Below are 22,542 nucleotides of genomic sequence, written 5' to 3' on the forward strand. Positions count from 1 at the left end.
CGCGGGCTTCTACTTCACGTTCCCGACCGCCTCCCGCCACCGCTTCAGGTACGCCTCGTGAATGTCCGAGCGGCGTTTTTCTGTCAGCTTAAGCTGCATCCGCTTCTCGGCTTCAGTCATCATTTTGCTGTCCTTGGTGCGCTTGTCTTGCTCGTAGGTGCGTCCAAGCTGCTCCATGTACGCCTGGGTAAAGCTCCCGACGCTAATCATGACCTCGTTCGACTTCATCATCTCCGTCGCAATCTCAGGGCTCACCTTCCGCGCATCCCTGTGCGCATTGAAGGCCGGCAAGGCTTGGTTGGCCACCTCGTAGAACTTGCTCTGATCCTGGCGGAATCCGATCTCGCCATAGGCTTTGCGAAGGAAGGGCGCCTTGGTGATGTCCTCTTCGGCAATCGCATCGTAGCTGCCCGACAAGAAGGACATCGGCCCGCCAAGGTACGCACGGGCGTAGTTGCGCCACACAGAAGGCGGCATCGAAATCAAACCCTCTTCGAACTGATTGCCCCCCGTCGCCTCATTGACGAACGCAGCCCACTTCTGCCAGCCCGTGTCGTGCATGCCGGCGCCGTACTTCTCCGAGTCGGGCTTGTGCTTGTTCCATTGCGTTTCGGGGTACAGGGGGCCGTCGCCGAATCCAGACTTGTTTGCAAAGTGCTGGTGGACCGGTGCGTAGGTGGGCGGATAGCCAGTCACCGGCATGAACGAAGTCGCGCCGGACACCGCAAGCCGAACCGCAGCACTTCCCGGCTTGATGCCGTGCGCGGCGTTCTCGCTGTTGCGATGCACGTCCACCGCAAGGGTGGCGGCGTACATCGGCACGTTCCACTGGTACGGCAGCGGAATCTTGAAGTACCGACCCGTCGAGTCGGGGATGGGCTGGCCGATGTCCTTGGCGAACGACGGCAGCACGATGATGATGTTTCGCTCCTTCTCGTACTGGGGAATCTTGTCCCAGTAGGGGATGCCGTCATCGTCGTCACCGGCCATTGCGTTCAGCACCGCAAGCGCTGCCATGCCGGCCATGCCAGCGCCGATCAGCGCCCACGCCTGGCCCTTGTGCTTGCCATGCACCAGGGTTTCGTACATGTTGTGCACGCCCTGAACGGCCGGATTGAAGAACAGGAAGATGGAGCCGAGGCCGGCCGTCCAGGTGCCGCGGCGGTTGAAGTTGACGTTCAGGTTCTTCGCAAAGTGCGCTGCCTCGGCCTTGCTGCGCCCCGCTTCACGCATCGCCATGTAAGCCGCCAGACGGGTTGCGTTCTCAAGAGCGCCGGCATGGCCGGTGACAAGCCGCTCCAGTGCTTTCGCCGCCTTCACCGGCACGCGCCACGAGTTCTTGATCGTCAGCGACTCCATCTCTTTGACCAGCGTCTCGATCTCCTTCACCTTGCTTTCCAAGGTGTTCAGGTTCCAGAAGCCGGTCTTGCCGCCCATCGCTTTGTACTCTTCGTACAGCGGGTCTTTCGCAGCCTTCACGCCGGGGATATTCGGCATGGCCTCGCCACGGTACGCAGCCAGCACGGCGCGCGGGTAGTTCTTGGCGAACAGGCCGGTCATGCCGATGCCTTCGCGCCCGGTAATCGAGAACAGCGCGGCCTGCAAGTCACGCGCCGGGTTGGTGTAAAGCGCAAACTCAGGCGACCAGGCGGTGTAGGACTTCGACAGGTAGCGGTTGAACGCTCCGATGTACGGGATCGCGCCGAACTCCACGTCGTTCCAGTGGTTCGCCATCTGCTCGAACAGCTTCCGATCATGAATCTTCAGATAGACGACGTGACCCTTCACCTTCACCCCGATGGTGCCGTCGCCCTTATCGACCAGCGAATCCAGCGTCACCTTGCCGTTCTTGAAGCCCTGCTTCGTCTTCTGTGCGTCGATCTCCCACAGGTCCGGGTCGGGGTTGTCGATGATGAACTGAAGGAAGCGGTGGTTCACTTCCGTGTTCTTGGTGCCGCGAACAATTGCGCGCTCGGCGTCGAGCATGATGTTCTCGAAGAGTTGACCGGCCTTCGAGTCGCGACCTAGTGCGCGCAGGTTTTCACTGCCGCGAATGTTGAAGCCCCTGCCGGTCCCCCGAAACGTGCGCCCGTCTTCGTCAATCGTCTCGAACCCGCGCAGCGGAACCCACTTCCGGTACTTGGCGTTGTAGGCGTCGAACTCGCCCTGTGTGATGAGTCCGCTATCGAGCTGGAGCTGAAGCGTGTCGCGGGCGATTCGACGGATCGCGTCGGCCAGTCGGGCCAGCTTTGCGTCCGTCCCTTCCTGCCTGGCCTTGTCGATGATGGCCTTTGCTTCGGCGTCGGACATGCCGGAGCCCGTCTTCACGTGGGCATTGATCGACTGCATCTCAGCATTTCGCTCGGGTGCGTGCTCCGCGTAGGCATACAGCACCACTTCGTCCAAGGAAACGCCGCTTGCCTTTACATCCTCAAGGATGGCTTTGGTCTTTTCGCCAAGCTGCTCGATGCGGTTTGACGCAACACCGTGGAAGCGGTCTTCGCCCCAGTCAAAGTTGTTCAGATCGGTAACGACGCCGCCTTGCTCTGCCACCGCTTTCACGACATCGCGAAGTCGGTTGTAGCGGTCCTGGATGCGCTCTTGCGCGGTGTCGGTTTTCTTCCAAGGGGGAAGCTCGAATCCGGCAGACCCATGCTGGGCTGGAAGCGCGGCCTGGCCGGCGCGAGAGAAATTGAGGTGGCCGCGCCCAGCTTGACCTCCGCTATCTTCAGGGATCACAATTCGGACATCCCCGGTATCGCTTCGGGCGTAGGACGGCACGATTCGATCCTTGATCGCTTCAAAATCCGTCGTACCGGGGTACTTCCTCATGCTGGTCATTGCCAGCGTCTTGCGCCCCGATCGCACCTCTTCAAGATACAGCACAGCCCCGTCAGGAAGCCGCTTCAGGCTTCCGACGATGTCCTGTCCGCGCGGCGTTTTCGCCCCCAACAGCCAAGCGTCAGGAGTGCTGACGATTTCCGGTATTGCGGAGATGTCAGATTCCACCAAAGGGAGTTGGCCCCGCTTGGCCTCTGCCTTCGCGTCACCATGCCGATTAAGCGCATGGCGCACCGCGAACATGTCCGCCGTGTGTTTGAAGCTGACATCCACGGGGACGTTCTCGCGCTGCAGCAGGCTGGCCTGTTGATCTGTCACCGTCCCGAGCGTTACCGTCTTGTTCTCGTTTCCGGCAGATCTCGCCAGGGCGACCAATCCTCGAAGGGCGCTCTTCAGTGCGTCGCCAATCCGGCTTTGCCCCGCCTGCCCTGCGACATCCCCTCTCGCCATGTCGCGCACGTTGAGCTTCGCCAGCGCCACCAGATCATCGATGCTCGGGTTCAGCGCCACGCCGCGGCGCAGACCCCAGGCGCGCACCATCGCCACGAAGTCGCGCACGAGATCGCCGACACGCTTGCCCAGCTTGCGGTCGATCCAGTTCATCAGTGCGCCATCGACCGTCGAGAAGCCGGCTTGCCGGCCTTCGGTGACGGCCTGCTCCACGATGTAGGCTGCGGCCTCGGCCGCGTTACCCGTCTCGCCGGCGTCGTCCATGCGCTGCGCCACGCGCGTCAGGAACTCCCGCACCGGCTTCACCGCGTTGTCACGCACCTCGATCAGCGCCAGCGCGCGCGCATCGATCTCGGCGCGCTGCTTGCCGTGGGTGGCCTCGTGCAGCAGCACGGCCGCCGCGGTGTGATCGGCGAGGTGCGGCAGCACGAGGAAGGTCAGGCCGCTGTCGCTGTCGTGAAAGCCCTGCACGTCGCCCGCATCCGAATACTGCGTGCCGTCGCCCTGCAGCGCGTGCAGCACGTCGCCCGGGTCGTTGCCCGTCTTCTCGGCATAGGCGCGCGCGATCGAGACGTCGTCGCCCTGCTCGATCAGCACCAGGCCGCCGCGCTGCCCCGCTTCGCCGCGGCCGAGCATCTGGTCGACGGCGCCGGCCAGGGAGGGCAACTGGCGCGCGACGATGGCGCGCAACGCCTCCGCGGTCATCGGCGAGGGGCGCGCGTGCGTCGCCACCGCGTTGGCCGGCGTCGGCGCGCTGGCCATCTCGGTGCCGTTGAACACCACGATCACGTCTTCATCGGCCACGTCGGCGGTCGCGCTCGGCGGCATCGCGCGGCGCTCGGCGTCGGTCATGCGCTGGCGGGCCTGTGCGTTGCGGGCTTCCACCTCTCCGGCCAGACGGCGGTACTTTTCGGCCGGCGTGCCGGGCATCCGCCCCAGATCTCGCGAGGAATTTTCCTCCGCGAGGATGCTGGCTTCGGGTGCCGCATCGCGGCCGAGCGTGTTCAAGAACCATGCGCGCGCCTCGCCGAGACTCTCGCCGCGGTCCATGCGTGCGCGCAGCACCTTCGCGTCGTTCATCGCCTGCGGCGACGGCATGGTTTCCTCGAGGCTGGCAATGCTTCCGCCAGTCGCGAAGCCCTCAGCCTCCTGAATGCCGTGCTGGATCTCGTGCAGCAGCACCGACAGCGCATCGTCTTTGGTTCGCGCTTCGACGGTGATCTGCGGCGAGCGCCCAAACGTTTGATCGTCACCCGGATGACCTTCTTCGAACATGCCTCGCTCACGCGAACCCGGCGAGAACGAGATCACCACGTCCATCGAGCGCAGCTCCGGGTATGCGGCAAACAGCGCAGGGTGGTCTAGGATGTCGGACAAATAAGTCGCGCGAGATCCGCCGTATTCGTCCTCGCGCATATTGACGAGGCCTGCGTCCGCATCGTTGATCTCGAAGCGCCACTTCCCGTCGGCTCCGCGGTGCCACCCGGTCTCCCGCCGCACGACTTCGGCATCCTCGCCGGCCTCGATGCGCCGCTGCGCGACATCGAGCGCCATCGTGTCGGCAGTGCGGGCGTTCTGGCCGGCGAAGGAGTAACGAAGATTGACAACATCTTCGTCGGTGATTACTCTTGGATTGAGCCTCTTGATGGTGTTCGCCTCGGGCAATTGGAGCCCGACTGCACGAAGCCATCCTGAGGCTTTTTCTGTTTGGTAGTAGCGCAGACTGCCGCGCATCCACCGCTCGATGTCTGCGGCATCGTCCTTGCCATAGATGCTGGCGACCTTGTTGATGCGGTGAAAGCCGCCGCCCTTGGCATCGAGGTGCACCGCCACAACGACCGGGCGGTCGCTGTCGTCACGCGCGTCGACCAACGCGACCAGCGCCCCTTTCTCCGTCTTCGAGTCAAAGACCATCACCGGATCGGCCAGCAGTGCCGGCAGATCGCGCAGCGCCGCAACAGGCACGTCGTGCCCACGAATGGCCGGTCGGCTGGCCTTGTGGATCATGCTCGACGGCATCTGAATCGGCAGCGCCCTGGCGCCCAGCGCGCGCAGCACGGCGGGGGTATCGCCTACGGTCAGATCGCTGCGCGGCGCAGTCTCCATTGCTGCGATGCGATCAACCGCCAGCGCGTATTGCTGGGCGTCATAGGGGTCGGGCCTGAACTGCGATGAGCGGCTGAGCTTCAGCCCGCCCTGGCCCGTCAGGTTCTCCATCGGGTCCATGCCCAGCTCGAACGTGTCGGCTGCGGCTTCACTGCGACGGCGGACTTCTGCGCGCCCTTCCTCCTGGCGCTGCTTGGCTGCCGCTTCACGCTCGGCGCGGGCGTCGGCTTCCGCCTGTGCGGTCTGCTCGGCTTCGCGCTGGGCGATGTCGGCGCTGGTGTAGGTTTCGAGCGTCAGCCCTTCTTGCTGTCCTGCTGCGCCCGCTTGTGTTTGCGCTGCGCCAGTTTCACCAGCCCGTTCGCCAGTTGTTGCCGCTCCTCTGACGTCAGTCGCTTCAGCGCTTCCTGCGCCTGCTTCAGTTTGTCCGCCTGCATTTGCAATTTCCTCTTCGGTGAAACCCAACGTACGCATGGCGTCGGCTTCGGATTGTTCGGCGAAGTCTCCGAATGCGTCATCGAAGAACTCGGCTACTTCGCGAGCGTCTGGATTGTTCAGCACGGCATCGAACGACGCCTCGAAGTCATACATCGACTGATCTTCGGGCGCCAGATAGCCAGGATTACGCTGAGCGTCCAGCCATTCCATCATGCCCTCGATGGTGCGCGCGGATTTGACCGGAATCCATTTGCCCTGCGCGGCATCCTCGATGTGCTGCGCAAGAACGTCCGGGCGCGCTTCCATGCCCGACAAAAACCATTCTGCGCGCGGAATCCATTTGGTGCGACTAGCCTTGCCTTCAGCATCGCGGATGAGCTTTCCACCTTGCTCTGCCCATCCGGCGTCTTGCGCCATGGCGCGAAGGTCGTCGACCACCGGCATCGCGCGCTGAGTCAGGGTAGGGTCAGGTTTCAGGCGGGAACGCGCGTCCGCCGCTTTCGCCTGTGCCTGCGCGGGATTCGGCGGGTTCGTGTCCGGAGGAATGTCCGGCTGGACCGCTTGCGCCGGCGCGGCCACGGCAGCTCCTGCGCGACGGAAAGCGGCTGCCATCGCCGAGTCCGCATGCTGATTTACACCGGCCGCCTCTGTGCGCGCCACGGCCTGGGCGATATCCTGGTCCACGGCCTCGGCGTGCAGCAGCTCGAGCTCCCTCCCCTTCTGCTCTTCGCGCTGGCGGTAGGCGTAATCTTCCTCGCGCCTGCGCAGCTCGGCCGCCGCGGCGTCGCGCGCTGCGGGGTCGGCGTGCGCGCGCGCCGTGAAGAGAAGCCCGGCCGGCGAAAGACTGGCTACGTCGAGCCGGCCCGCATGAGGCTCCGCACCGACAGGGGGGTTACGCTCGCCTTCGCTCACGTCCGTTCGGCGCCCCTCTCCCTGGTCGCCCTGCATGAACCCAGCCACGTCGCCGAACTCCGTACTGACGCGTTGCTTGGCGCCGGCGACGGCTTCCATTACCGGGCCGGCGAAGCGGGTCGACACCATCACCGCACCATCCTTGCGCGTGAGCGTCGGCGCCTCGGGGGCAACGGCCTTCACCGCCTCGGCGGCGCGCTCGCCGGTGACGATGACGTTGCCGTGGGCGTTGGCGACGGCCTCGACCTGCGCGAGCAGCGCGTCCTGGTCGACGTCGATCGTACCGGGGCGGGACGTTTGGGCGGCTGGAGCCGGTTGGCCTGCGCTGCGCACGGCGGCATTCTCGGCGCGCGTCACGGCAAGCTCCGCCGCGTCGCCGGTGGATGCGGCTTCGGCTTCGCGCTGCTGCAGGGCCTGCTCGATTGAGGCGGCAGCCTGTTGGGCAACGTCCGCCATCGCCGGCATTGCCGCCGGCGCCTCCGGGGCGACCGGCGCGGCACGTTGGACTTCGGCCCACTGCGCATTGCTCGGGTCAAGCGCCTGGCGGGCAAGGGCGTCGACCTGCCCCCGATAGGCGGCCTCGGCAGCAACCTGCTCGGGGTCCGCGGCCTGCGCCGGGGCGGCGTTGATCGCGCCCACTGCGGCGCCCATCGGCCCGGCGGCGGCCGCTTCCATCGTTCCATGGTTGGCGATCTGGCGCAGATCCAGCCCGTCGCGTGTACCCTCGACGATCTGGCCCGTCTGCGAGCCGAGGGCTTCGCTCGCGCCCTCGCCGAACTCCTGCGCCGTCTCGACGGCGGCGGTGCGCCCTGCCGCAACGACCGGATTGGCCGTGCCGGCCGTGCCGCGCGCCACCACGCCCTCGGCGCCGCCGGCGGTCAGCTTGCCCACGGCGCGGGTGCCCAGCCCCGCGATCAGTGCCGCGGTGTACTTGGCAAGATCCCCGCCTTCGGTTTCAGCGTAGGCCGAGCCGGCGTTTGCGGCGGCGTTGGCCCACACCGCGCCGTCGGTGGCAGCCCGCTGCTGGATGCGCGCCAAGGCCCGCTCGGACACGCGCCCGGCGTACCTGCCCGCCACCGCCTTGCCGGTGGCCGCGCCGGCGCCGCCGATGAGGAAGATCGACCCCGCGCTCGGGATCGCCACATCGGCGAGCAGATCGGGGTTCTGTACGAGGTGCTGCATCACCTGGTCGGGCGTGCCGTTGCGCACGACTTCGGCGAGTTTGGCACTCTTGCCCTGCATCTGGCGCGACTGCGACTTGCTGATGTCCTCGATCACGTCAGCGAGCGCATCCGACCCCCACTCGGCCGCGCGCCCTACCAGCGGCGCGAGCTGCAGCACGTCGAGCGCCATCTTGCCGGTGGTGGGCGCCACCTTCGCCACCGAGCCGGCCAGGTTCACCGCGCCGCGCACAAGGTCACTGTCGCCGTGCTCTCGCGCGAGCTTGTCGGCGAGCGTGTCCGGGGTTTCGACCGCACGCGCCACCGGTGCATCAACGCCGGCAGCGCCCTGGCTCGCGGCGGTCATCGCGGCGGCATCGGCGTCCATGCCCTGCTCGATGCCACGGGCGATGCGCGACTCCTTGCGGCCGTCGAGATTCTGCGCAGCCGGCAGCCCAGCGGTGGCGGCGTCGCCCTGGCGGTACTCGGCATCCATCTGTCGGGCAAGGTCGCCCACCCAGTCCTGGCGCGCGAGCAGCCGCGGGCGCGACTCGGGGAAGCGCTCGTAGCTCTGGCGCACGAAGTCGATCGAGGCGGGGTTCGCCGGGGTCGTGCGCGGCGCAGCAGGCGGCGCCTCGAATCCGGCCATCACGGTGTCGGGCTTTTCCGGCGCGCGCTCGAACGGGGCCGCCATGTTCTCGAACAGCTTCTTGCCGGCGGTGATCGCGCGATCGGTGAGGCTGGGCCCGGCCGGGGGGTCTTCCACATCCTCGAAGCCCGACCAGTCTTGAGCTGTTGCGTCCGGGGCCACATCCTCGAAGCCCGACCAGTCTTGAGCTGTTGCGTCCGGGGCCACATCCTCGAAGCCCGACCAGTCTTGTTCTTTCGCCATCGGAAAGCCTCTGTGCAGTGATTGCCGCAGAGGCTAAGCAAGGCCGTGCAGAAGGGGTGCCCTATCGCGCCGGCACGCGCTTGCGCGCCCCGCTCGGCGTGATGAACTCAGTGCCCGGGGGCAGTCGCATTGCTTCCTCTGGCGATGTGACGCTAATCGGGCCGCTGGGCTTGGGTGCCGCAGGCGCGTCGGGCTTCGTGATCTCGGCGTAAATCTGCTTCGCAGCCGAAACCAACTCAGGCACGGTCTTCCCTGCGTTCAGATGATCGCCTTGCAACTTCGTCACAATGCTGGCGATTGCTTCTTCGGCGTTGCGCCCGCGCGCGGTGCGCACCATGTCCCAAGCGCTGGCCGTGTCTTTTGCAACGCCGTTTCGGATCAGCCATTCGGCGGTCTGGACTTCTGCCGGAACGCTGCCCGCCTTCCGGCCAGGGCGCTGTTTGGGATCGAGCAGGCGCAGTCCTTCGTTCTCGAGCCGCTGCCCAGCTGCCTCGGCGGCGTACTTGCCGGCCTGCGCGCCGGAGGCGCCTGCCGATGCCCGCGCTGCAACGGCTTGCGCTTCGTTCTCGATCGCCTTCGATCGCAGCTCTTCCATCTTCAGCTGTCGCTCCTGGTCGGCAAGGATGTCGTCGGCGCCGAGAATGGAGCCGAGCTGCATCATGGTGAAGCTGCGCACCGGCGTGCCGTCCTCGCCCACCACGGCGAAGAGCTGGCTCGGCCGCCCGAATTCGTCCGCGCCCTGCGTTGGCTGCACGGTCACGCGCCGGCCGAAGCTTTGCGAAAGCGCATCGCCCAGCTTGCCTGCATCCCCCATGCGCAGCGCCGCGGTCACGCCGCGCTGGCGCAGCTCCTTGACGTTCTTCAGCAAGGGCTCGAGCTCCTCGCGCTTGGCCTTGCCGGTTTTCACGCTGCGCTTGAATATCTCGGAGCTCACCTGCAGCGGGTCGGCGTCGGCGCCCATCTCGCTCCACGTCGTCGATGCGATCTGATCGAGCTCGGACAGCCGCTTCCGTTCGGCCTGCTTCGTGTCGCGATCCTGGCGCTGCCAGTCCTGATCCTGCTGCAGCATCGACAGCCGCGCCTGGTTCTGCCGCAGCTGCATGTCCTGCGCGTTCTTCTGCTGCTGGAACTGCGCTCCAGCCATCAGCCCCTGGCCGATGCCGCCGAGTAGGTTCAATCCGCTCATGCCAGCGCCCCCAGTCCAACGGTCTTGATGGTGTCGGGCGTCTTGCCCTGCTTGCGCATCTGCAAGCCCTTCTTGTTGAGCTTTTCCAGCGTGCCCAGGCCGATCGCCTTGGAGGCCTCGGCGTTCAGGACGAACTCTTCTTCGGTGAGCATGGACGGCACGTTGTCCGTGTTGCCCTGCCACTTGCCGGGCACATCGCCTCCGGGGCGCAAGTCCTGGATGGCCCCCTTCCGCCCGGCATCCGAGAAGCGCGCCGCGGCCTCCTGCTCGCTCACGCCCTTGTTCTGCGTGCCGACCCGGCCGCCGTCGGCCCACAGATCCAGCAGCGAGCCGACTGCGTAGGCAGCACCCACCCACGGCAGGGCTGCGCCGACCGAACCCATCAACCCAGCCGCCGCGCCACCCTCCGCAGCAATCGCTGCGCCCGCACCTGCGCCTTCAGCAACGGTCCCGGCGGTCGTAGCCAAACCGGCCTCTTGCAAGCCCGCCATTGCAGCAGAGGACACCGCTTCGGACGCAGCGGGCGCAGCGGCAGCAACCTCGCTGACGGGCTTGATCACAGCATCCGCAACCGGCGCTTGCGCGACCTGCGACTGCGGGCCGACGATGCTGGTGTAGGCATCCGCCGCCTTGTCCGCGACCATGTTGCCGACCTTGTCCGCAGCGGTCGCAATCGTCGGGTTTTTGCCAGCCATCGTCGCCATACTTGCCATCGTCACCGGGCTTATGCCGCCCCGCTGTTGCGGCGCCTGCGCACTCGGGGGCGGCGCGATCTGCTGCATCTGGAAAAAGCCCCGGTTCTGCTGACTGCCGGCCTGGCCGCCGAGCATGTGGCGCTCGACCTTCTTCAGCCCGGACAGGCCGCCCACCCCCTTCACCTTGCCGCCGTCCTTGAACATCGACAGCGCCATCATGCCGCCGCCCACCGCCGAGCCGATCGCATTCGACTGTGCCTGGTCCTGCGCCATCTGCTGATTGGCCTGCGTCGAGTACAGGCTACCCAGGCCGCTCAAGGCGTTGCCCATCTGCGTGGCGGCGCTGTTGCTCTGCCCGGTGAAGGTGCCCACCGCATCCTGCGCCACGGCGAGCTGGTATTTGCTGGCGTCGTTGCGGGCGATGTTCTGCCCCGCGGCCATGCGCGCGGCGTTGTTCAGCTCGGTGCTGCGCATCGAGCCAGCGAAGCGCGGGTCGTTCGGGTTGACGCCCATCGAAGCCAGATTGCGCTCGGTGGCGGCGCGCTCCATGGCGTTGGCGCCCGCCATGTCGGCGGCGGCCAGGCCCGCCTGGCGCCCGGCGTAGCCCGGATCCTGAATGGCTCCGACCTGATCGACATAGCTTTGCACCGCGCCCGGCAGATTGGCCTCAGCCTGTTCGCGCAGCAGGCGCGCGGAGGCGGCCTGTTCTTCGTAGAGGTCTTCGAGGCTGTCGTACTTGACCGAGCCGCTGTCGCCGCCGCCGCCGTACAGCCGGTGCAGCCGCCCGCTCGGCGAAGGGCGAAACGCTCGTACATCAAGATCAGGGCCGCAGGCCCATAGAGTTTGTTTCACTGGTTGGACTCCAGGATTGCAACGCTGTAACCGACATCGAAGCCGGCGCGCTGGTACAGGCGGGCCACCGTGTTTCGGCAGCGGGTTTCGATCCAGTCGCAGCCCAGCGTGCGTGCAGCTGCGATCAGGGCCTCTTTCGCGCGCGACCCACCGCGGCCGGCGCCGTACTGGATGTAGAGCACGCGCTTGCGGGGGTAGTTTGCGACGGTGCAGGTGACGACAAACTCGACCTCGGAGCGTTCGTTGACAATGCCTGCCGCGAACATTTCGCCCCGGGCGATGCCGTCGTGAATGTCGGCCAAGGTGTATTCGCCGCGGCCATAGGGCAGCGCCGCCGCGACCAGTGCGCCGATCTGCGGCCACAGGCAGCCGACAGCCAGATCCTTGGGGATGACGCCGATGAATTCCATGTCGCCGATGCTCGCCTCGATCGCCGGGCGGGGGTGCCCTTGGTGCGCGCGACGCTACCGCGACATGACTATGCTTTGATGCTACGCCGGCCAGCCGGCGGCGAGGTCGTGGGCGAGGACGGCGCTGATGTCGGTGAGCGCGGCAATGGCGGCCTTGTGCTGCCACGCAGCAACGAGCAGGGCCTGTTTGCGGTCCTCGATTGCACGGCTCAGGGCCGCCAGATGCGCTTGCACGGTCGCCGCATCATCGGTCGCCCAGTGCATCGCGTTGGCGCGGTCGCGCCAGCCGATCCAGCCGCCCGGCAACCCGTCGCCACGAAGGAGTCGGCCGAGCGTGCCGCTGATGTTTTCGCGCGCCTGCGTATCGGCATCGAATGCCGCGCCGGCGTAGGCGATCGGCGCAAGGTCGCGCCGAGCGAGCTCTGCACCCACTTCGGCCTGACGGGATGTGCGGGCGCGATCGAGGTCGGGCAGCCAGGATTTTGTAGGCCAGTCCCATATATGAAACTGCGATGGCCGCGGCGGCTTTTCGACGATGAGGCCGCGGCCTTGATCATAGTAATGAAGCTCACGATCGGCCACACCAAGCGCCAGCGCAGCGCCTTCGCGCACCTGTAGATCAATGTCTTTTGCCATGCACGCGCCCGTACCGACAACCTTCCCACTCGGCTCGTAAAAAAAGAAGTGCTGCAGCATCAACGCATCCTCCCTGTTACCGTGAGCATGCACGCCCCAGTTCCTGCGCTGACCGTACAGGAAATGGTCCGCGACGAATTGGGCGGGATCCATCCGCCAAACATTACGGCAGCATTCCCCCATGCCGAAACCCCTACCGCGCTGGACCCGCCCCCGCCGCCGACGGTTACGGTTGCGCTCCCACTGGTTGCATTGACCCCTGAGCCGACTGCGATGTATGCCAAGCCGTCGTCTCCAGCCGACATGCTTACGGAAGCGCCACCGCTCCCTTCTGCATAAGCCACAGACGTTACCGCATCCCCCTTGATCTGCAGCGTATCGACGTAGGCATCCCCGGTGTAGATCTTGTTGCCGTCGATCAGGGTGGTGTTGGGGCGAGCCCAGTAACCAATCGCACTCCCGGCGCTCGCGCCGACTGCCGCATTGGCGACGACGGTTGATCCGGCTACGCCGTCGAGCTTGCCGGCATCGTTTGCAAACGAGACCGTGCCATTGAAGAAAATGCCCGAACTGTTGATCTGGAATGGCACGCGATCCGCGTAGCCGGGGCGCGCGACAACGAAGTCGGTCGCGTTGACGACGAAGCTCGACGACTTCCCATCATTCATCAGGCCGATCCCGGCCACATGGCCGTTGACGTCGGTCTTGATCGTCCATTGCGCGTGAATGCCGTCGATCGCCTCGGCGTGCTCTTGCACTGTTGCGACGTTGCCGTTGAGCACGGTTGCGACGGTAGTGATGTCCGACGCAAGTGCGCTTACGGCGTCTGCGCGCGCGGTCGTCTCGGTACTGATCAGCGCCAGGGATTGCGCGATGCGCGCATCGTCTGCAGGCACCCACGCCGATCCATTCCAGCGCATCAGCCTGTTGTTGTTGCCGGTGTCGATCCACAGGTCGTTGACTCGCGTCGCGGTCGGCGCCGTCGACTGTACGAACGTTGAATTCTTGCTGTTCGTGGTTGCCACCACCGTGGTGATCTGCTGCGCCAATGCTCCGTCAGCGTCGGCGCGCGCGGTTTGCTCAGAAAGGATCGCCCCGGCGTTATCATCGACCGAAGCGGACAGGGCGGTGATCGTGTTCGCCTGCGCGGCCAGTTCACTCGACTGCACGTTGAGCGTCGTCTGCACTGCGGCGAAACTGTCGCCCGTCTCCGCGGCCAGGGTCGTGATCTGCTGCGCCATGGCGTCGTATTGGGTGGCGCGCACGGTCGACTCTTCGAGGATCGCTGCGTAATTATTGCCGACCGACACCTTCATCCCGCGCACGTCTGCACGTAGCGCCGAGCCGTCGGCGATACGCTCGGTGCGCTCGCTCAGAAACCCATCTTCCATCGCCTTGATGCGTGCAATCGACAGATTGTTTTCCACCGAAAGGTAGTCGATCGCCTTTTGTGCATGCGCAAGGGAGGAAGACAGGTCGATTGGCAGCCCCAGCGTTTCGAGCAGCTTTGCCGCCAGAGGGCTCAACGCCCCGCCGCCGCCCGCCCCACCACCTGACCCGGTGGGCGTAGACGGCGTGCTGGGGGTGGCGATCCCGAGTCCGCTGGCCACGACGGCGTCGGCCATCCCGAACACATCAGCCGCGGTCAAAAAGCGCTCCGAACCATCCCCGGCGCGGGCGTTGCGCACATTCCACCCGTCCGCAAGCGCCTGCAGCGCGCGGCGCGTAGCCTCGTCCTTGATGGCCGAGAGCGGGGGCATCGCCGGGATGGCTGGCGCAATCTGCTTAGACATTCTTCAGCTCCGCAAAAGAGGCGCCCATCTCCACGCTGCGCACCCGCCCGCGACCAATCAGCGCGACCGACCAGCGCTTTTTGCTCCCGATCGCAGGAAGCCGGAAGCTTGCTTCTCCGTCGCTGTAGCTGCTCTCCATGTCGAAGGATTGAAGCATCACGACCTGGTCGTCCGCACGGATCTCGAGCGCCCACTGCCCCCACGCGCGCAGCTTGCCTGCACCGAATATGACCGGCTCGCCGAACACGTAATCCCGCGAGCGCCAAATCGCCTCCATCTCCGAGCCGAGCCCGAATTCAGCAAAGCCATTCGAGTACAGCAGATAGCGGATGTCGGTGACGGCCGACGTCGCAGCCCCGATCGGCGGGTCGCCCTCGAAATACAGGCCCGTCAGATTCGAGGCGTCCGGCCCCTCGGAGAGCTTGAGCATGAAGCCGTGCAGCGCCGATTCGGCGCCGTCGATCAGGCCCATTACCGAGCCGTCGTGCGCGCTCAGGACGAGCTTGTTGAAGACGGCCCGGTACTGCTGGCGCCACAGTTCTCGTGTGAAATACTGCTGGCTGGGGGCGATGTCGGCTTGGCCGCCACTGACCATGACCAGGCCGTCATTGCTGACGTAGACCGCCGAGCCCTCGATCCGGGTAATGGACTGCTCGCTCACCCCGGCCTGATCGGCATTGAGCTCCTGATCGCCGACCTGATCCGGGCGCGCGCCATAGACGAAGTACGGCTGCTGCTGGGTTGTCACGAGCACCCCGCCCTCGACCGGCACGATGCCGACGACGTTGGTCGGCATCGTCTTGATATACGGCCAGGCGTGTGGTCGGTAGGGCTCGGAGAAATACAGATCCTTGCCTTTCGCGCCCACAAAGAAGCCGTTGCCGCAGTACGTCAGGCAGCGCAGCCCGGCGGGCGGCGGATCCCACTCTTGCGTAACCAGGGCGACGGTCGTCGTGGGGCGCGTGAGCGCATCCCAGATCGCCCAGGCGGTCCCTTCCTTTTCCGGGCGAGGGTATTCGTTTGCTTTAATGAACTCGGCGGTGCCGCCGAAGGTGCGATACAGGTTCATCCCCACCACGGGGCGCCCGCCGGACAGAGCGGTGTATTCCTGCAGGGTCTTTGTGTCCTGCCAAGGCAGCACTTCGACGATCACCGGATCGGATGGCGCCGACTCCTCCCCCCAGTCGTTCTCGAACGTCGTCACGTAGGCGATCGACTCGACCAGGCCGGAATCGTACTGCGGCCACACGCGCCAGCGGCCGTCCGGTTCTTGCGTTCCGGTTGCCGTGCCCTCGTAGTAGACGACCCCCGTTGTCGGGTTGAACACCATGGTCTTCCACGTCACCTCGGCCTGTACGGTCAATTCCGCCAGCACCGCCTGATCACCCTGCAAGACGTGCGCGTACAGGTCGGTGGGCGCCCAGGTCTTGCCGTCGTAGAAAATCGCCCACGGCGACGCCTCGCTCCCCATGCTCGAGTTTGGAGGTTTGATCTTGCCGAGGGCATTGATCTGCGCGCCGGTGTTGAGCGTCAGGCTGTCGGCCGACTGCCACACATAGCCCTCTTCACCGCCCATGTCCTGCTGCCAGCTCAGCGGCGGGTCGAAATAGGCGATCGACGGCCCCGGAATGGCGATCCACGTTGCCCCGCTTGGATTGGCGGGCGCGTCGGGCACGACCGCCCCCGGCACCATCTCGGCCGGCATCGTGAGCAGGTATTCGGTCCAGGTCGAAACCGTTTCGAACACGAGCGGCTCGAACTCCTGGATTGTGGCCGATCCTGCGGTCAGCACGCCCTTGATGGCCATGTGCACGCCCACATCACCCTGCCAGCCCATCGAGGCGAACACCTCCACGGTCGGTGGGACGGCGGGACGTGCCACCCCGACCGCCCACTGCTGCGTCGGCTGCCCCGGGTTCAGTCCAGGCGCCTTCATGTCGTTCGCCAAGGCGACGCGCACGCCGTTGCTGCTCGTGTTGGCGAAGTAGATGCGACCGTGCGTATCGTCGATGGTCGGCGAGCGATAGGCGCGCGTCGGCTCGGGCCAGGTGAAGAACCGGACGCCATCGTCCGTGAACAGCCCGCGCACAGCCTGCGTAGTGGCGATCTTGGGCGCAGGCCCTTTGATCGAGCACAGCTCGCCGCTGGAGAATTCGCAGTTGATCGCCTGCTGCGCCGCACCCTCGGGCAACAGGTGCGGCGCCGTGCGCGGAATTTCGCCGCCGAATTTGCGGATGGAAAGAACAGTCACCGATACGCCCTCACGCAGTCATTGTGCAGCGCCTTGCACGCCGCCCCCCAGCTGAACACCGCTGCCTCCCAGGCCTGGCGGTGCAGTGCCAACGTCGGCGGTGCCGGGCAGGTCTGCAGGCACTCCAGCGGCACCGGCCGCGCCAAGGCCGTAGGCGGCATAGAGGCGTTCGAGGCGCAGGCGCTGAGCAGCGCTCCACTCGCAAGCCCGATCAGGATCGGCGGCAGCTTCATCGCTCACTCCTTGCGCAACAGCCGCAGCGTGGCCGCGCGCTTCTGCTGCGGAAACGGCGCGGCGGCGTTCAGCCGCAGCTGCGCGATCTGCATCTTCAACAGCGCGCTGCCAGCCCTCGGCGTAGCGGGTTGCCACCGCCAGCTCGCGTTGCGCGCACTGCCCTGCAGCCATCCCGTGACCCAGCCAAAAGCCACTTGCTGCGCCCACCAGGAGGGCGCCAGCGCCCACGATTGCCAGTAGTTGCACATCAGACCCCTCCCACACACAGTTGATATTCGGCCTGGCGGCGCTTGACGAGGCCGGGCAGTTCTCGCCCGCCGGCATAGGTCCAGCGCAGCAGTTCGGCGCAAGCGCCCGGGTAGTCTTGGGCGCGCAGACGGCGCACCAGGGTGGATTTGCAGGCCGCACCGGCGCCGACGTTGTAGGCCCACGACACGATTGCATCCCACTCGTGCTGATACATCGGCACCGGGCCGATGCAGGCGCGTAGATCGGACTGGGTGCGATCGGCGTCGGCGAGCAGGCGCACCAGGGCGCGTTCGGGGGTGATTCGGTCGCCCGGGCGCACGCCTTCCGTGGTGCCGAAGCCGATCGTTTGCACGCCCACGCCGTCGTCGTAGGCGGTGTCGCGGTAGCCTTCGTGCATGGCGATACCCACCAGGGCGGCGGCGGACAGGCTGAGGGCGGCGATGCGCTTAATCATGGCTGTACGGGCAGTCGGCGACATCGGTGCAGGGGCGGCGGCGGTCGAGGGTAACCGGCAGGTTGGTGCGGCGGCGGTCTTCGACTTCGCCGCGCAGCACTTCCAGGCGGATGGCGTGCGCTTCGCGCTCGCGGCGATCGCGCCGGTAGTGGTAGGCGCCGTTGAGCAGCAGCGTCGCCAGCGCGGTGGCGATGCCGACGAGGATGCCGAGGTCGGTGAGGGTGAGCGCGCTGACGATGGAGACGCCGCTGCCGGCGTAGCTTGCGGTGGTGACGATGCGGTCGGTCATTGTGCGTTCCTGTACGCTTTAGGGAGATGGTTGCGCAGCCGCTCCGACTCATAGGCCTTGCGGCAGTGATCCGCTTCCGCCCATCCGAACGGCAGCCGCACGAAGACCCAGTCGATCGCCGGGCGGAAGAGCCGGCCGGTCAGCCGCCCTTCCCCTTCAAGGCGCCAGGCCGCAGCGCTGGGAGCTTCGTCCGGGTTAGCGGTGCCGAGGGTGAGCAGCACGAACAAGCACTGATTGACGGCGATGGCGATATTGAGGGCGCGGGAGGCGAGTTCCTGCTTCATTACAGCCCCAGCTTCGCCCGCTCATCCCTACCCCACTGGCGCACCGACTCGACGAACTCGCCGAACACCGCCATCTCCTGCGTCTCGTCGCTCGTCGGCGCGTACAGCCCGTTCGCCGCGCCGACGCCGATGCGGGCGAAATACATCTCGTCGTCGAGCGTGTAGGCGGCACGGATCTGCTCGACCATGCGCTGCGCGATCAGCCGGCAGGCGCGGCTTTCGACCTTGATGCGCTCGCGCAGCCCCGCATCGAGCGCGACCGGCGTCAGCGTGATCTCCGGGTGCTGCGCCGGCAGCACGGCGCCGTCGGGCATCGACACGTAGGCGAGTCCGTCGAGCGTGCAAAGCTCGAGCGCGCCCTCGGGCAGCTGGGCGCGCAGGCTGCGCCCGTTCGGGCCGGACTCGATGATCGGGGTGTAGCTATAGATTTGTGCAGGCATGTCGGTGCGCCTCCGGGAGTTGCGGGACAAGGTCGGGCCGCTCGGAACGCAAGCGGCGGCAGAAGTGGGCGTAGCTCGCACTGTGGCGCGCGTTCCCCATGATCGACACGAGGCTCGGCACGTCGCCGTGCCGCAGCGAGCGCGAGAAGGTGTGCAGACTGTGGCGGCGCACGAAGCGCGTTTTGCGCCAAGCGCGGAAGCCGACGAAATTCACGCCGCGCCGGGTCGGCTGGATCGTGTAGCGCGACAGTTCGAGGCGCAGGCGCTCGTGCAGGAACGTTTCGATCTGTAGCCGCAGCGCGTTCGCCTCGGCGCGCGACGCGATGCCGAACACGATGAAATCGTCGACGTAGCGCACATACCGCTTGCGGCCGAGCTCGCGCTTGATGAAGTGGTCGAGCGGGTCAAGGTAGATCAGCGCGAACAGCTGCGACAGCAGGTTGCCGATCGGAATCCCGGTCGAGTCCGGGTAACGCGCGAACAGTTCGAGCAGCGCGAGCAGCCGCCGGTCCTTGATCCTGCGCGCGACCAGCCGCATCAGCCGCGCGCGGTCGATGCGGTAGAAGAACTTGCGGATGTCCATCTGCAGCGTGACGCTGCCGTCTGGCGCGTCGCGCAGGAACTGTTGCGCGCGGTCGGCCGCCCGGTGCGTGCCCTTGCCCTTGCGGCAGCCGTAGCTGTCGTGGATGAATCCGCGATCGAAGATCGGGTAGATCGCCGCATAGATCGCGTGCTGCACTACGACGTCGCGAAAGTGCGGCGCATGGATCAGGCGCGGCTTCGGCTCGCGCACCTCGAACGTCACGTAGGGGCGCGGCGCATACGTGCCGGCGTGCAACTCGTCGTGCAGCCGCTGCAGATTCGCGCCGAGGTCGCGCTCGAATGCGGCCACCGCGACCTTCTTGCGCTTGCGCCGGCGCGCGGCGAGATAGGCCGCGTGCAGCACGTCAGGCGTGAAGCATTGATCGAACAGATTGCCGTGGCGTTTAGGCATGGCGGATGGTCCCCACAGCCGTGGCGGGTACTGAAACGCCATGCCCTGCCGATTTCGCCAAAATGCAGGACGGAGCCATCCCTATGTCGCCAGTATTTGCTGTGTGCAATGTCAGGTCAGCGAAGGCGAAATAGTCGGCGCAGCGAAAGCCCGCGTTGTTGTTGTCGTTCGACCGGCCGTTGCTCCAACCCCGGTAGAAGACGCCAGCGTTCGCAGCGTTGTTCCAGTTGCCGGAGGCATACGGGAAAAGCATTTCGATGGCCCGCCCTTATTCGGCCTGCGGGCTCGCCCGCAGACTCCGAATCCAGCCGCCGATCATCGCCCCCAGTTCGTTGATGAGGACCGACACGGCGGTATAGCGACGCAGCGACTCGGCGGCGCTGCGCGCGCGTTTGTGATGCTCGAACTCGAAATAGCCCAGCTCGAACGCGAGATTGACGAAGGTCCGCAACTGCTCGTGCCGAACGTCGAGCTTCGACAGGCTGGTCTTGTTGTGATAGCGCTTCTGGCACTCGACGATGCCCGCGAGCACGTCATAGACGGCTTGCCGGATCTCCTGGCACAGCCCGTATTTCTCGTGCCGCGGGAAGTGGTTCAGATTCACGTTGAGCAACAGGATCAGCTCGCGGCACTTGTGATGGATCGCGGCTTGCGGGTTCGTTGTGTTCGTGCTCATGGCATCAGGACGGCGCTACCGCGCCGCCGACCAGTCAATTTCCATAGGCGGCGCAGCGAAAGCCCGCGTTGGTGATGTCGCTCGACCGGCCGACGCTCCAACCCCGGCAGAAGACGCCAGCGACCGCAGCGCCGTTCCAGACGCCGGAGGCATACGGGAAAAGATTGGCGCGGCCATAGCGGTAATTGCCGTCGTTGCCGAACTGGTTCGTGCCGGCCGCGCTCATGCCGGTCGTCGCCGCTATGCCGCAGCACGAGCGCAGATAATCCGTGCCGCTCGTCGCGCCGCTGAACACCGCGTTGCTGCCGTTGCCAAAATAGTCCCATCCGGTCGTCGCGCCCCAGGGCAGAAAGCCGGTCACCGCGTCGTAATTGGTCGCCAGATTGGCCGCCGTGCCCCATGCGTCCGTTGCGCCGCCGAAGCCGTCAGTCAGGCTCGCCAGCGCGACGCTCTCCTTGAGTACGTAGGCGTCACCGGTCGTGATCGCGGTCGTATCGGTCGCGCTAGCGCCCGCTTGCGTGATGCCCAGCATCACTTGATACATCGCGCCATTCACGTCGGTCACGCCGCACGCCTGTCCGTTGTGCGTGGTTTTTGCGAGGCTGCTCGCGCTGCCGGTCTTCGGCTTGTTTGCGTTGCCCGAGTCGCCCGCGCTCGTAAACGTGACGCCGGTGTCGTTGGCGTCGGCCAGGGCGCTGTTGTTGCACCCCTTCGGGAAATTCGTTGTCCCGGCCGCGTCGTACCATGCGCAGTGCGTCGCGCTGGTTGCGGCTTGGCCGTGCGCGAGCGCGAGCTTCGCCAGCGCGTCATACATGAAGATGCTGGCGACGTTGAACACGCCCGCGCCGCGGCTGCGCGCCAGCACGACGGCATCGGCGAGGATGCCGGTGCAGCCTGTCATGCCGCTAGAGCGCGTGTACGTCGTCGTGGTCGTCAGCGAGATCGGCACGCCGAGCGCGACGGACTTGCACGAGGTCGTGCCGTTCCGGCTCGCGAGGTACTTGTCGATGAAAAAGCCCGGCTTGACCGCCCCGCCATCCTTGAATGCACGGTGCAGCGCGTAGCCTGCTGCGTTGGCTGCGGCCTCGTCGGCGAACGTCTCGATGCCCACGACATCGATCGCATTGGCGCCGTAGGTCGCATAGCGCGGGCTGGAAGCGTTGCCAATGCGGTAGTAGAAGCGCGGCACGAATACCATCACCGAGCCGTCGCTGTACTGGTAGTTGCCGTAATTTGCGCTCGCTTTGTCGCTCGTGCCGGCCATCGCGCTGAAGCCCGAGGGCAGCTCGGCGGGATATTCACCGACGCCGAACCCTTGCCCGCCCGGCGTGCCGACCAGACCGCCGAACGTGGCTTTGGTGGTGAATTTCACCGGCGCGCTCCACTCGGACAGGCCGTTGCTGTTCCCTTCGTCCTGCATTTGCCACCAGTACTCCTGGCTCGTGGATAGCCCAGAGACGGTCCAGTTCAGCAGATTCACGGTGTCGCCAACGTTGCTGGCGATGATGTTCGTCATCGCTTGATCGGTCGCCACTCGGTAGCTGCGAGACTTTTGCGTATCCTCCAGTCCGTACCAGGCGAAAGCCGAGCCGGTCAGCGTGACCGAGCCGCCTTGGTCGGTGGCACCATTGGCTGGCGATACGACAGTCGGCGTTTGCACGCCGGCGGCCTGCGCGTCGATCACGAACTCGGTCGGCACGTCATCCATCGTCACCGTCAGCGTGACCGCGCCCGCGGCGGGTGGCGCAGTGAAGGTGATCGTGTCTCCGGCGAGGCTGACCGTGCCGGCGCTGACTTGCACGACATACTCGGAAAACGCGCTGTAGTTGGTGATGGTGTAGGTTTTTTCTTGTGTGACGTATGGGCTGGGGTCGCCGGAGAGGGTTACGCCGACGCCGCTCCGAATCTCGATATTCCCGGCGCCCAGGAGGACCTGGCCGTTGACGGTCTTGATGTTGGCGCCGGAAACAAGGGTCGCCTGCTTGCTCTCGATCGCCTGCAGCGCATCAGACAGCGCCCCGGCGGTCAGCCGCAATTCAGCCCGCGTGCCTGCCGCCCAGGCCTGCGCTGCCGTACCTTCTTGCGCACGTTCAACGGTAAGCACGCCGCCCGTGCGGGCCGTGCACTTGACGATCTCCCATGCTGCCTCGTTGCCGTTTTCATCCAGGCCAATCAGGGTGGCTCTGAATATGCCGTTCGCGGCATCCGGGAAGAGAGCCCCGCTGGTGACTTCGATTACCGTGTCTTCCGCTGCAGCCGGCGCCACCAGCGTCGTGATTGCGTTGTTGGCAAATTGCTCCACG

General features: G+C 65.9%; 16 protein-coding genes. All 16 read right to left on the bottom strand.

The window, feature by feature from the left end:
- Window positions 1–9: 9 nt before the first annotated feature.
- The 16 genes from Tharo_RS10600 to Tharo_RS10675 all read right to left on the bottom strand — a co-directional run bounded on the left by Tharo_RS10600 (window position 10) and on the right by Tharo_RS10675 (window position 22,541).
- Entirely contained in the window at window positions 10–8,796 is an 8,787-nt protein-coding gene (locus tag Tharo_RS10600) for a MuF-C-terminal domain-containing protein (RefSeq protein ID WP_159051681.1), read from the bottom strand.
- A gap of 61 nt (window positions 8,797–8,857) precedes the next feature.
- Window positions 8,858–9,982 carry a hypothetical protein gene (locus Tharo_RS10605; RefSeq protein ID WP_159051682.1) on the bottom strand — a complete coding sequence of 375 codons (1,125 nt, stop codon included), beginning with the start codon at window positions 9,980–9,982 and terminating at the stop codon, window positions 8,858–8,860.
- Window positions 9,979–11,529 carry a hypothetical protein gene (locus Tharo_RS10610; RefSeq protein ID WP_107221161.1) on the bottom strand — a complete coding sequence of 517 codons (1,551 nt, stop codon included), beginning with the start codon at window positions 11,527–11,529 and terminating at the stop codon, window positions 9,979–9,981. Before Tharo_RS10610 ends, Tharo_RS10605 begins: the two co-directional genes overlap by 4 nt.
- Window positions 11,526–11,939 carry a hypothetical protein gene (locus Tharo_RS10615; RefSeq protein WP_107221162.1) on the bottom strand — a complete coding sequence of 138 codons (414 nt, stop codon included), beginning with the start codon at window positions 11,937–11,939 and terminating at the stop codon, window positions 11,526–11,528. Before Tharo_RS10615 ends, Tharo_RS10610 begins: the two co-directional genes overlap by 4 nt.
- 81 nt (window positions 11,940–12,020) lie before the next feature.
- Window positions 12,021–12,635, bottom strand: a complete 615-nt coding sequence (locus Tharo_RS10620; protein WP_107221163.1) for a DUF4376 domain-containing protein — start codon at window positions 12,633–12,635, stop codon at window positions 12,021–12,023.
- Window positions 12,635–14,368, bottom strand: a complete 1,734-nt coding sequence (locus tag Tharo_RS10625; RefSeq protein ID WP_107221164.1) for a DUF1983 domain-containing protein — start codon at window positions 14,366–14,368, stop codon at window positions 12,635–12,637. Before Tharo_RS10625 ends, Tharo_RS10620 begins: the two co-directional genes overlap by 1 nt.
- Window positions 14,361–16,619 (bottom strand): hypothetical protein, encoded by a 2,259-nt coding sequence (locus tag Tharo_RS10630; protein ID WP_107221165.1) that lies wholly within the window; start codon window positions 16,617–16,619, stop codon window positions 14,361–14,363. The genes Tharo_RS10625 and Tharo_RS10630 overlap by 8 nt, the downstream gene beginning before the upstream one ends.
- The gene (locus Tharo_RS10635; protein ID WP_107221166.1) at window positions 16,616–16,852 is read right to left on the bottom strand and encodes a hypothetical protein; all 237 of its coding nucleotides are present in this window, start codon (window positions 16,850–16,852) and stop codon (window positions 16,616–16,618) included. The genes Tharo_RS10630 and Tharo_RS10635 overlap by 4 nt, the downstream gene beginning before the upstream one ends.
- A 3-nt stretch (window positions 16,853–16,855) precedes the next feature.
- Window positions 16,856–17,101, bottom strand: coding sequence for a hypothetical protein (locus tag Tharo_RS10640; RefSeq protein WP_107221167.1), 246 nt, complete (start codon window positions 17,099–17,101; stop codon window positions 16,856–16,858).
- Window positions 17,101–17,556 carry a lysozyme gene (locus Tharo_RS10645; RefSeq protein WP_107221168.1) on the bottom strand — a complete coding sequence of 152 codons (456 nt, stop codon included), beginning with the start codon at window positions 17,554–17,556 and terminating at the stop codon, window positions 17,101–17,103. The genes Tharo_RS10640 and Tharo_RS10645 overlap by 1 nt, the downstream gene beginning before the upstream one ends.
- On the bottom strand, window positions 17,549–17,845 hold the full coding sequence (locus tag Tharo_RS10650; protein WP_107221169.1) for a phage holin family protein: 297 nt from the start codon (window positions 17,843–17,845) through the stop codon (window positions 17,549–17,551). Before Tharo_RS10650 ends, Tharo_RS10645 begins: the two co-directional genes overlap by 8 nt.
- Complete coding sequence (locus Tharo_RS10655; protein ID WP_107221170.1) at window positions 17,842–18,129, bottom strand: hypothetical protein; 288 nt, start codon at window positions 18,127–18,129, stop codon at window positions 17,842–17,844. Before Tharo_RS10655 ends, Tharo_RS10650 begins: the two co-directional genes overlap by 4 nt.
- Window positions 18,129–18,569 (bottom strand): hypothetical protein, encoded by a 441-nt coding sequence (locus Tharo_RS10660; RefSeq protein WP_107221171.1) that lies wholly within the window; start codon window positions 18,567–18,569, stop codon window positions 18,129–18,131. Before Tharo_RS10660 ends, Tharo_RS10655 begins: the two co-directional genes overlap by 1 nt.
- Window positions 18,550–19,605 (bottom strand): reverse transcriptase domain-containing protein, encoded by a 1,056-nt coding sequence (locus tag Tharo_RS10665; RefSeq protein ID WP_107221172.1) that lies wholly within the window; start codon window positions 19,603–19,605, stop codon window positions 18,550–18,552. Before Tharo_RS10665 ends, Tharo_RS10660 begins: the two co-directional genes overlap by 20 nt.
- Before the next feature lie 226 nt (window positions 19,606–19,831).
- Entirely contained in the window at window positions 19,832–20,239 is a 408-nt protein-coding gene (locus Tharo_RS10670) for a four helix bundle protein (protein WP_107221173.1), read from the bottom strand.
- Between the two features lie 34 nt (window positions 20,240–20,273).
- Window positions 20,274–22,541, bottom strand: coding sequence for a hypothetical protein (locus tag Tharo_RS10675; protein WP_107221174.1), 2,268 nt, complete (start codon window positions 22,539–22,541; stop codon window positions 20,274–20,276).
- Window position 22,542 lies beyond the last annotated feature (1 nt).

This window comes from Thauera aromatica K172, from assembly GCF_003030465.1.
Taxonomy (GTDB): Bacteria; Pseudomonadota; Gammaproteobacteria; order Burkholderiales; family Rhodocyclaceae; genus Thauera; species Thauera aromatica.

Coding starts and splice junctions, on each gene's coding strand:
- Tharo_RS10635 (WP_107221166.1), bottom strand. CDS start 16,852: ATGAAGCTGCCGCCGATCCTGATCGGGCTTGCGAGTGGAGCGCTGCTC.
- Tharo_RS10650 (WP_107221169.1), bottom strand. CDS start 17,845: ATGACCGACCGCATCGTCACCACCGCAAGCTACGCCGGCAGCGGCGTC.
- Tharo_RS10660 (WP_107221171.1), bottom strand. CDS start 18,569: ATGCCTGCACAAATCTATAGCTACACCCCGATCATCGAGTCCGGCCCG.
- Tharo_RS10600 (WP_159051681.1), bottom strand. CDS start 8,796: ATGGCGAAAGAACAAGACTGGTCGGGCTTCGAGGATGTGGCCCCGGAC.
- Tharo_RS10655 (WP_107221170.1), bottom strand. CDS start 18,129: ATGAAGCAGGAACTCGCCTCCCGCGCCCTCAATATCGCCATCGCCGTC.
- Tharo_RS10620 (WP_107221163.1), bottom strand. CDS start 12,635: ATGCTGCAGCACTTCTTTTTTTACGAGCCGAGTGGGAAGGTTGTCGGT.
- Tharo_RS10665 (WP_107221172.1), bottom strand. CDS start 19,605: ATGGCGTTTCAGTACCCGCCACGGCTGTGGGGACCATCCGCCATGCCT.
- Tharo_RS10625 (WP_107221164.1), bottom strand. CDS start 14,368: ATGTCTAAGCAGATTGCGCCAGCCATCCCGGCGATGCCCCCGCTCTCG.
- Tharo_RS10645 (WP_107221168.1), bottom strand. CDS start 17,556: ATGATTAAGCGCATCGCCGCCCTCAGCCTGTCCGCCGCCGCCCTGGTG.
- Tharo_RS10615 (WP_107221162.1), bottom strand. CDS start 11,939: ATGGAATTCATCGGCGTCATCCCCAAGGATCTGGCTGTCGGCTGCCTG.
- Tharo_RS10670 (WP_107221173.1), bottom strand. CDS start 20,239: ATGAGCACGAACACAACGAACCCGCAAGCCGCGATCCATCACAAGTGC.
- Tharo_RS10605 (WP_159051682.1), bottom strand. CDS start 9,982: ATGAGCGGATTGAACCTACTCGGCGGCATCGGCCAGGGGCTGATGGCT.
- Tharo_RS10640 (WP_107221167.1), bottom strand. CDS start 17,101: ATGTGCAACTACTGGCAATCGTGGGCGCTGGCGCCCTCCTGGTGGGCG.